The sequence below is a fragment of the Streptomyces sp. NPDC047917 genome (assembly GCF_043204345.1).
Lineage (GTDB): Bacteria > Actinomycetota > Actinomycetes > Streptomycetales > Streptomycetaceae > Streptomyces > Streptomyces sanglieri.
In genome coordinates this window covers 657,644-665,709 of the sequence record NZ_JBIDCA010000004.1, presented here as the reverse complement: position 1 = coordinate 665,709, position 8,066 = coordinate 657,644, and the positions used below count along the sequence as shown (strand labels likewise).

Sequence of the window (8,066 nt, the reverse complement as noted above, 5' to 3'; positions counted from 1 at the left end):
CTGGAGGGCATGGAGGTGCCGTTGCGGGTGGCCGTGATGGGCTGTGTCGTCAACGGTCCGGGTGAGGCCCGTGAGGCCGATCTGGGTGTGGCGTCGGGCAACGGCAAGGGACAGATCTTCGTGAAGGGCGAGGTCATCAAGACGGTGCCCGAGTCGAGGATCGTCGAGACGCTGATCGAGGAAGCCCTGAAGATCGCCGAGGGCATGGACGGGCCGGGTACGCGGTCGGGGGCTCCCACCGTCACCGTGAGCTGAAACAGAACCAGAGAGGGGGCCCGAGCGTGACGATTCTGGAGAGTATCCGGGGGCCGCACGATCTCAAGGCGCTGAACGAAGCACAACTCGACGAACTCGCCCGGGACATCAGGCAGTTCCTCATTCAGGCGGTGGCCAGGACCGGCGGGCACCTGGGGCCCAACCTCGGAGTGGTGGAACTGTCCATCGCCCTGCACCGGGCCTTCGACTCGCCCGTGGACCGCATCCTCTGGGACACCGGCCACCAGAGCTATGTGCACAAGCTGCTCACCGGGCGGCAGGACTTCTCCAAGCTGCGCGGCAAGGGGGGCCTGTCCGGCTACCCCTCCCGCGAGGAGTCCGCGCACGACGTCATCGAGAACTCGCACGCCTCGACGGTGCTCGGCTGGGCCGACGGCCTCGCCAAGGCCCACCAGGTGCTGGGACGGAGCGACCATGTCGTGGCCGTCACCGGTGACGGAGCCCTCACCGGCGGGATGGCCTGGGAGGCGCTCAACAACATCGCCGCCGCCAGGGACCGCCCGCTGATCATCGTGGTGAACGACAACGAGCGTTCCTACGGACCCACGATCGGTGGCCTCGCCGATCACCTCGCCACCCTCCGCACCACCGACGGCTACGAACGCTTCCTCTCCTGGGGCAAGGACGTGCTCCGGCAGACCCCCGTCATCGGACAGCCGCTGTACGAGTCGCTGCACGGGGCGAAGAAGGGGTTCAAGGACGCCTTCGCCCCGCAGGGCATGTTCGAGGACCTCGGGCTCAAGTACATGGGGCCGATCGACGGCCACGACATCGCCGCCGTCGAATCCGCCCTGCACCGGGCGAAACGCTTCCACGGTCCGGTGCTGGTGCACTGCCTCACCGAGAAGGGCCGCGGCTATCCGCCCGCCCTCCTGGACGAGGCCGACCGCTTCCACACCGTCGGGGCGATGGACCCGCTGACCTGTGCCCCGCTCGCCCCGGCCGGCGGGCCCTCCTGGACGTCGGTGTTCGGCGACGAGATCGCCAGGATCGGCGCGGAGCGGGCCGACGTCGTGGCGATCACGGCGGCGATGCTGCACCCCGTCGGGCTGACGAAGTTCGCCGAGGCCTTCCCCGACCGGGTCTGGGACGTCGGCATCGCCGAGCAGCACGCCGCCGTGTCCGCGGCCGGGCTGGCCACCGGCGGACTGCACCCGGTCGTCGCCGTCTACGCCACCTTCCTCAACCGGGCCTTCGACCAACTGCTGATGGACGTCGCGCTGCACCGGTGCGGGGTGACCTTCGTCCTCGACCGGGCCGGGGTCACCGGACCCGACGGGCCCTCGCACAACGGCATGTGGGACATGTCCCTGCTCCAGGTCGTCCCCGGGCTGCGGATCGCCGCCCCTCGCGACGCCGACCAGCTCCGGTCCCAGCTCCGCGAGGCCGTCGACGTCGACGACGCACCCACCGTGATCCGGTTCCCCAAGGAGCCGGTGGGGGAGCCGGTCCCGGCCGTCGGCCGGATCGGCGCCATGGACGTGCTGCACCGGTCGCAGGACGCGGATGTGCTGCTCGTGGCCGTCGGCGTGCTCGCCCCGGTCTGTCTGAAGGCCGCCGATCTGCTGGCCGGTGCCGGGATCCGCTGCACCGTCGTCGACCCGCGTTGGGTCAAGCCGGTCGACGAGGCACTGCCGCCGCTGGCCGGACGACACCGGCTGGTCGCCGTCGTCGAGGACAACAGCCGGGCGGGTGGCGTCGGCTCGGCGGTGGGGCAGGCGCTGCGGGACGCCGGGGTCGACGTACCACTGCGCACCTTCGGCATCCCCGAGCAGTTCCTCGCGCACGGCAAGCGTGCCGAGGTGCTGGCCGACATCGGGCTCACCCCGGTCGAGATCGCCGGCCGGATCAGTGCCGCACTGGCCGCCGGCGAGGCGGCGACAAGGACCGAGGAGAGCGGGGCATGAAGGACGACGGGCCCAAGGGCTTCGACCTGGCGCGGCTCCTCGCGGAGCGCGGCGCCGAACGCTACGAGCTGCACACCAGGCACCTCAATCACCAACTGCCGCGGATGCTCCACACCATCGGCTTCGACAAGGTCTACGAGCGGGCCGAGGGCGCACACTTCTGGGACGCGGACGGCAACGACTACCTCGACATGCTCGCCGGGTTCGGCGTGATGGGCCTGGGCCGGCACCACCCCGTCGTACGCAAGGCGCTGCACGACGTACTGGACGCCTCGCTCGCCGACCTGACCCGCTTCGACTGCCAGCCGCTGCCGGGACTGCTGGCCGAGCGGCTGCTCGCGCACAGCCCGCACCTGGACCGGGTCTTCTTCGGCAACAGCGGCACCGAGGCGGTCGAGACGGCCCTGAAATTCGCCCGCTACGCCACCGGCCGGCCCAGAATCCTCTACTGCACCCACGCCTTCCACGGGCTGACGACCGGCTCCCTCTCGGTCAACGGGGAGGACGGCTTCCGGGACGGCTTCGCGCCCCTGCTGCCGGACACCGCCATCGCACTCGGCGATCTCGACGCCCTGCGACGCGAGCTGAAGCGCGGCGACGTGGCGGCGCTGGTCGTCGAGCCGATCCAGGGCAAGGGCGTCCACGCCGCGCCGCCCGGCTTCCTGCGGGCCGCGCAGGAGCTGCTGCACAAGCACAAGGCCCTGCTCATCGCCGACGAGGTGCAGACCGGTCTGGGCCGCACCGGCGACTTCTATGCGTACCAGCACGAGGAGGGCGTGGAGCCCGATCTGGTCTGTGTCGCCAAGGCCCTCTCCGGCGGCTATGTGCCGGTCGGGGCGACCCTGGGCAAGGACTGGATCTTCCGTCGCGTCTACTCGTCGATGGACCGGGTCCTGGTGCACTCCGCGAGCTTCGGCTCCAACGCCCAGGCGATGGCGGCCGGGCTCGCGGTCCTCGCGGTGATGGAGGACGAGGAGACCGTCGCACATGCGCGACGCATCGGTGATCTGCTGCGCGACCGGCTGACCGCGCTGGTCGACCGCTACGAGCTGCTGCACGAGGTACGCGGGCGAGGGCTGATGACCGGCATCGAGTTCGGCCGGCCGTCGTCCCTCAAGCTGCGCAGCCGCTGGACCATGCTCCAGGCGGCCCGCAAGGGGCTCTTCGCGCAGATGGTGGTGGTGCCGCTGCTCCAGAAGCACCGCATCCTCACCCAGGTCTCGGGCGACCATCTGGAAGTGATCAAGCTGATTCCGCCGCTGGTGATCGACGAGGCGGACGTCGACCGGTTCGTCACGGCGTTCATCGCGGTGATGGACGACGCCCACAGCGGCGGTGGACTGATGTGGGACTTCGGCAGGACACTGGTGAAACAGGCCGTCGCCAACCGCTGAGCGGGGCTGCGGGCCCTTGCCGGTCCGGAGTGCTTTTGCCTGAGAGGCAAGAAATTTGCCTCTCAGGCAGGCTTTTGGCCCAATGGGTACATGAATCCTCCAGACGGAGGGGCGGCCGACGAGCTGCCCGGGATCGCGCCACGCTTGCGCGATCTGCGCCGGAGCCGTGGTCTCACCCTGGAGACCGCCGCTCAGCGGGCGGGGCTCTCGCCCGCCCATCTCTCCCGGCTCGAAACGGGCCGTCGCCAGCCTTCGCTGCCGATGCTGCTCGGTCTTGCCAGGATCTACGGTACGACGGTCTCCGAGCTGCTCGGCGAGACACCCCCCGAACGTGACGCGATCATCCGCGGCGGGACGTTCGAGGGAGCCGAGGCGGACGGCTGGATGTACCGGCAGGCCGGCGGCTCCGGCCGGGCCATGCAGGCGCTCCGCGTTCGCGTCCCGCACGGCGCCCAGGGCGACCTCGTGCGCGTCCATCCCGGCGAGGAATGGCTGTACGTGCTCGCCGGGCACCTCCGGGTCTGGCTCGGGGACACCGTGCACGACCTCGCGCCCGGAGACAGCGCGCACTTCGACTCGCTCACCCCGCACCGGATCACGGCCGTCGACCGCGGCGGTGCCGAACTGCTCTTCGTCCACACCCTGATGCAGAGCCCCGCCGCCGAGCTGTGCCTCGGCAGCGGCATCCACCGTCGCTGAGACCGGCTCCACCGGTCGCCAGAGAGGACCGTCATGTCCGATTCGGAGAACTTCGACCCGCTGGGTTCGAAGAAGAACTACGAGGCCCAGGAGCGGAAGTTTCCGCGCGGCGTGGTGATCAGGCTGTTCGCCTACCTCATCGCCGGACACATCTTCGCGGCCTTCCTCTACCTGCTCTTCGCGGTGGCGGGCAAGGGCTGACCGCGCCCGGCGTCATCCGTCCGGATCGAGCACCGGGGCGCGCGAGCCCGGCATGATCCGGACGAGAGGCCCTGAGGGCTGTCCCGCACTTCCTGGCGGGCGCACGACGACGGCCACGGCGCCTCGCCGCGTTGTCGGAACGCCCGGATACATTCAGTATTCGGGTGCCCCTCCGCCTTGCGACGCACCGCGTTCGACGCCGCGCGCTGTTCCGCCAGGAAGTGCGGGACAGCCCTCAGCGGGCCTCGTCCAGGAGCCGGTCGCGCAGCCGGTCCCGGGTCTCGGGGGCGAGCTTCAGGCCCTCGGAGAAGTAGCGGTCCGTGCTGCCCCAGGTCTCCTCGATGGTCGCGAAGGCCGCGGCGAGGTAATCGGCGTGGGCGCCGAACAGCGGGTTCAGCAGCTCCATCACCTCGGCCGACATGCCGTCCGCCGAGGTGTCGCTGCGCTGCACCCGGTAGCGGCGGTGGGCGTCGTTGGACTTCAGGTAGTCGGCCTCGATGGCCTCGGGCTCGACGCCGACGGCGAGCAGTGACACCGCGATCGACAGCCCGGCCCGGTCCTTGCCCGCCGCACAGTGCATCAGGGCCGGAACACTGTCCTCGGCCAGGGCGTGCAGCACCCGGCTGTGCTCGGCGGTGCGGTCCCGGATGATCGAGCGGTACGAGGCGATCATCCGGTTCGATCCCTTGCCGTCGCCGAGGATCGAGCGCAGTTGCTCGACGTCGCCGTTGCGGACCATGTGCCAGAACTCCGAGCCGTCCGCCGGATCGGAGAGCGGGATGTTCACGCTTCGCACGCCGGGCAGCTCCACGTCCAGCCCGTCGAGCCTGCGGTCGGCGGCGTTGCGGAAGTCGAAGACCGTGTGCAGACCGAGACCGCCCAGGAACGAGGCGTCCTCGGCGGTGGCGTGCGCGAGGTGACCACTGCGGAAGAGCCGTCCGTGCCGCACCTGTCGCCCGTCCGCGGTGGGCAGCCCGCCCACGTCGCGGAAGTTGCGGACGCCCGCCAGCTCGGGTTCCGTCGACGGGATCTGCGGCAGCTGCTGCGTCACGGTGACTCCTGGAGTGTCTGGTGCCGGCGCGAGTCGCAGGCGAGGCCACTCCTGCGACGATACGACATTGATTCCTCAGGCAATCATCTCGGCCTTTCCCTGTCGATACCCGGGCGAACTCCGGTGCCCCCGAGGCGAATCCGCGCGGCGAATTCCTGGCCGAACCGTTGCTCACACCCCTTCGTTGGTCGATGATGTGCGGAACTGTTGGAATGTGGGGATGCGATGATCGAGACGAGCAACACCGGCCGGACCTGGCTGCTCACAGGGGCGAGCAGCAGCTACGCACTGCGACTGACCGGGCAGGACGAGCTGGTCCATCTGCACTGGGGGCCGAGGATCACCCTCGCCGCGGCCGAGGCGCTGGCCGCGGCCCCGGAACTGGACTTCAGGGGCTTCGAGTCCCACCTCGACGGCCGGGAGGAGTATCCGGTCGAGGGCGGCCCCAGGTTCGTGCGCCCGGCACTCTCGGTACGTACCCCGCAGGTCCGCGGCACCGAGTGGGCCTTCGACGCCGCCGAGGCGGACGGGGACGAACTGCGGATCGGCTTCACCGACTCCGTGCACCGGCTCGCCCTGACCCTGCACTACCGGATGCGGGACGACTCCGATGTCGTGGAACGCTGGGCCACCGTCGCCCACGCCGGACCGGACGGCCCGCCGCTGGAGCTGCTGCGCGCAGACGCGGCCGCCTGGTCGCTGCCGGCCCGCGACGGCTGGCGGCTGAGCCGGCTGCACGGGCGCTGGGCGGCGGAATCGCGGCTTGAACGGGCCGAGCTGCTTCACGGCGAGAGCGTCGTCTCCAGCAGGCGCGGCCACACCGGCCACCAGTTCCTGCCGTGGGTCGCGCTGGACGCCGACGGTGCCGCCACCGAGGAGAGCGGCGAGGTGTACGGCTGCGCGCTCGGCTGGTCCGGATCGTGGCGGATCTCCGTGCAGCGGCTGCCCGACGGGCTCGTGCAGATCACCGGCGGCGCCGGGTACGACGACTCCGGTCTGCTCCGGCTGGCACCGGGGGAGTCGTACACCACGCCCGTCTTCGCCGGGCTGTGGAGCGGGCAGGGGTTCGGCGGGGCGAGCCGCGCCTGGCACGCCTGGCAGCTGGCCCATGTGATCCCCGATGCGCAGAACCCGCGGCCGGTGCTCTACAACTCCTGGGAGGCGACGGGCTTCGACATCTCACTGGACCAGCAGCGGGTCCTCGCCGAGCGGGCCGCCGCGATGGGCGTCGAGCTGTTCGTCGTGGACGACGCGTGGTTCGGGCAGCGGACCAGCGACCGGGCCGGGCTCGGGGACTGGACGCCGAATCCGGACCGCTTCCCCGGTGGGCTGAAGCCGCTCGCCGACGAAGTGCACGGGCTCGGCATGCAGTTCGGCATCTGGGTCGAACCGGAAATGGTCAATGCCGACAGTGATCTCTATCGCGCCCATCCGGATTGGGTGCAGCACTTCCCCGGGCGGGCGCGTACGGAGTACCGCAACCAGCTGGTGCTCAATCTGGCCCGCCCCGATGTGCGGGCATATCTCTGGGAGCAGCTGGACGCACTGCTCTCCGGCACGCCCATCGACTATGTGAAATGGGATTTCAACCGCTGCTTCACCGATGCGGGCTGGCCGGGCGAGGAGTACCCGCAGAAGCTCTGGGTCGAGCACGTGGAGGGCCTGTACGCGCTGATCGACCGGCTCAGGGCCGCGCATCCCACGGTCGCGTTCGAGTCCTGCTCGGGTGGCGGCGGCCGGGTCGACCTGGGGATCATGTCCCGCACCGACCAGGTGTGGACCTCCGACAACACCGACCCGCTCGACCGGCTCGCCATCCAGGAGGGCTTCGGGCACCTCCACCCCGCGCGGGTGATGGCCGCCTGGGTCACGGACAGCCCGAACCACCAGCTCAACGGCAGGGTCAGCTCGCTGCGCTTCCGGTTCGTGAGCGCGATGGCCGGAGTGCTCGGGGTCGGCGGGGACCTCACCGAATGGAGCGAGGAGGAGCTGACCGAGGCCCGGACCTGGGTGGAGCTCTACAAGGAGATCCGGCCCGTCGTGCAGCAGGGCGCGCTCTACCGGCTGCGTGCACCGCGCGGCGGACTCAGCGCGATCCAGTACGTCCACGGGGACGACGCCGTCGTCCTGATGTGGCTGGAGGCGCAGCGGTACGGGGAGCGGTCCCCGGCCCTGCGACTGCGCGGGCTCGACCCGGAGGCGACCTACACCTGCCTGGACACCGGGGTGGTGCACCACGGTTCGACGCTGCTGCACCAGGGGCTGCACACCGGACTTCGCGGTGATCTCGACGCACGGGTGCTGAGGCTCCGACGCGGATGATGAATACCTTATGTCCGCAATTCAGGCTTTTGTCTGAATATGGCCTGCTTATGGGGGACATGAGGGTTGCCTCGTGAGCGGGATCATATCCGTGACGGTGTGTGGTGACGGGCGAGTCGGGTAATCCGTGCGCGGCGCGGAATTCCAAGATCCATAATCCACGGAGTGTGACCGGAATTCCGCGCCGATTTCCCGGAGCGGAATCCGGCATGGAAC

General features: G+C 70.1%; 7 protein-coding genes. 6 read left to right on the top strand and 1 reads right to left on the bottom strand.

Going from position 1 to position 8,066, the window contains the following annotated elements; all coding sequences use genetic code 11:
• The 5 genes from ACGF8B_RS12780 to ACGF8B_RS12760 form a co-directional block, all read left to right on the top strand.
• Positions 1-255 (top strand): flavodoxin-dependent (E)-4-hydroxy-3-methylbut-2-enyl-diphosphate synthase (locus ACGF8B_RS12780; RefSeq protein WP_392737400.1); only part of this gene is annotated, 255 nt, incomplete at its 5' end.
• Between the two features lie 26 nt (positions 256-281).
• Positions 282-2,183, top strand: coding sequence for a 1-deoxy-D-xylulose-5-phosphate synthase (dxs, locus tag ACGF8B_RS12775; RefSeq protein ID WP_392737399.1), 1,902 nt, complete (start codon positions 282-284; stop codon positions 2,181-2,183).
• A complete protein-coding gene (locus ACGF8B_RS12770) occupies positions 2,180-3,577 on the top strand; it encodes an aspartate aminotransferase family protein (protein WP_392737397.1) in 1,398 nt (465 codons plus the stop codon). The genes dxs and ACGF8B_RS12770 overlap by 4 nt, the downstream gene beginning before the upstream one ends.
• 90 nt (positions 3,578-3,667) lie before the next feature.
• Positions 3,668-4,276, top strand: coding sequence for a helix-turn-helix domain-containing protein (locus ACGF8B_RS12765; RefSeq protein ID WP_392737395.1), 609 nt, complete (start codon positions 3,668-3,670; stop codon positions 4,274-4,276).
• Between the two features lie 33 nt (positions 4,277-4,309).
• Complete coding sequence (locus ACGF8B_RS12760; RefSeq protein ID WP_164495316.1) at positions 4,310-4,477, top strand: DUF6126 family protein; 168 nt, start codon at positions 4,310-4,312, stop codon at positions 4,475-4,477.
• A gap of 235 nt (positions 4,478-4,712) precedes the next feature.
• Here ACGF8B_RS12760 and ACGF8B_RS12755 read toward each other — a convergent pair whose 3' ends face one another.
• A complete protein-coding gene (locus ACGF8B_RS12755; protein ID WP_392737394.1) occupies positions 4,713-5,528 on the bottom strand; it encodes a tyrosine-protein phosphatase in 816 nt (271 codons plus the stop codon).
• A 225-nt stretch (positions 5,529-5,753) separates the two neighbouring features.
• Here ACGF8B_RS12755 and ACGF8B_RS12750 point away from each other — a divergent pair, with 225 nt between their 5' ends.
• On the top strand, positions 5,754-7,850 hold the full coding sequence (locus ACGF8B_RS12750; RefSeq protein ID WP_392737392.1) for an alpha-galactosidase: 2,097 nt from the start codon (positions 5,754-5,756) through the stop codon (positions 7,848-7,850).
• Positions 7,851-8,066: the final 216 nt, after the last annotated feature.

What these genes read in the sequence shown, in the direction of transcription:
- ACGF8B_RS12750 (WP_392737392.1), top strand. Translation starts at nt 5,754, where the DNA reads ATGATCGAGACGAGCAACACCGGCCGGACCTGGCTGCTCACAGGGGCG.
- ACGF8B_RS12770 (WP_392737397.1), top strand. Translation starts at nt 2,180, where the DNA reads ATGAAGGACGACGGGCCCAAGGGCTTCGACCTGGCGCGGCTCCTCGCG.
- ACGF8B_RS12760 (WP_164495316.1), top strand. Translation starts at nt 4,310, where the DNA reads ATGTCCGATTCGGAGAACTTCGACCCGCTGGGTTCGAAGAAGAACTAC.
- ACGF8B_RS12765 (WP_392737395.1), top strand. Translation starts at nt 3,668, where the DNA reads ATGAATCCTCCAGACGGAGGGGCGGCCGACGAGCTGCCCGGGATCGCG.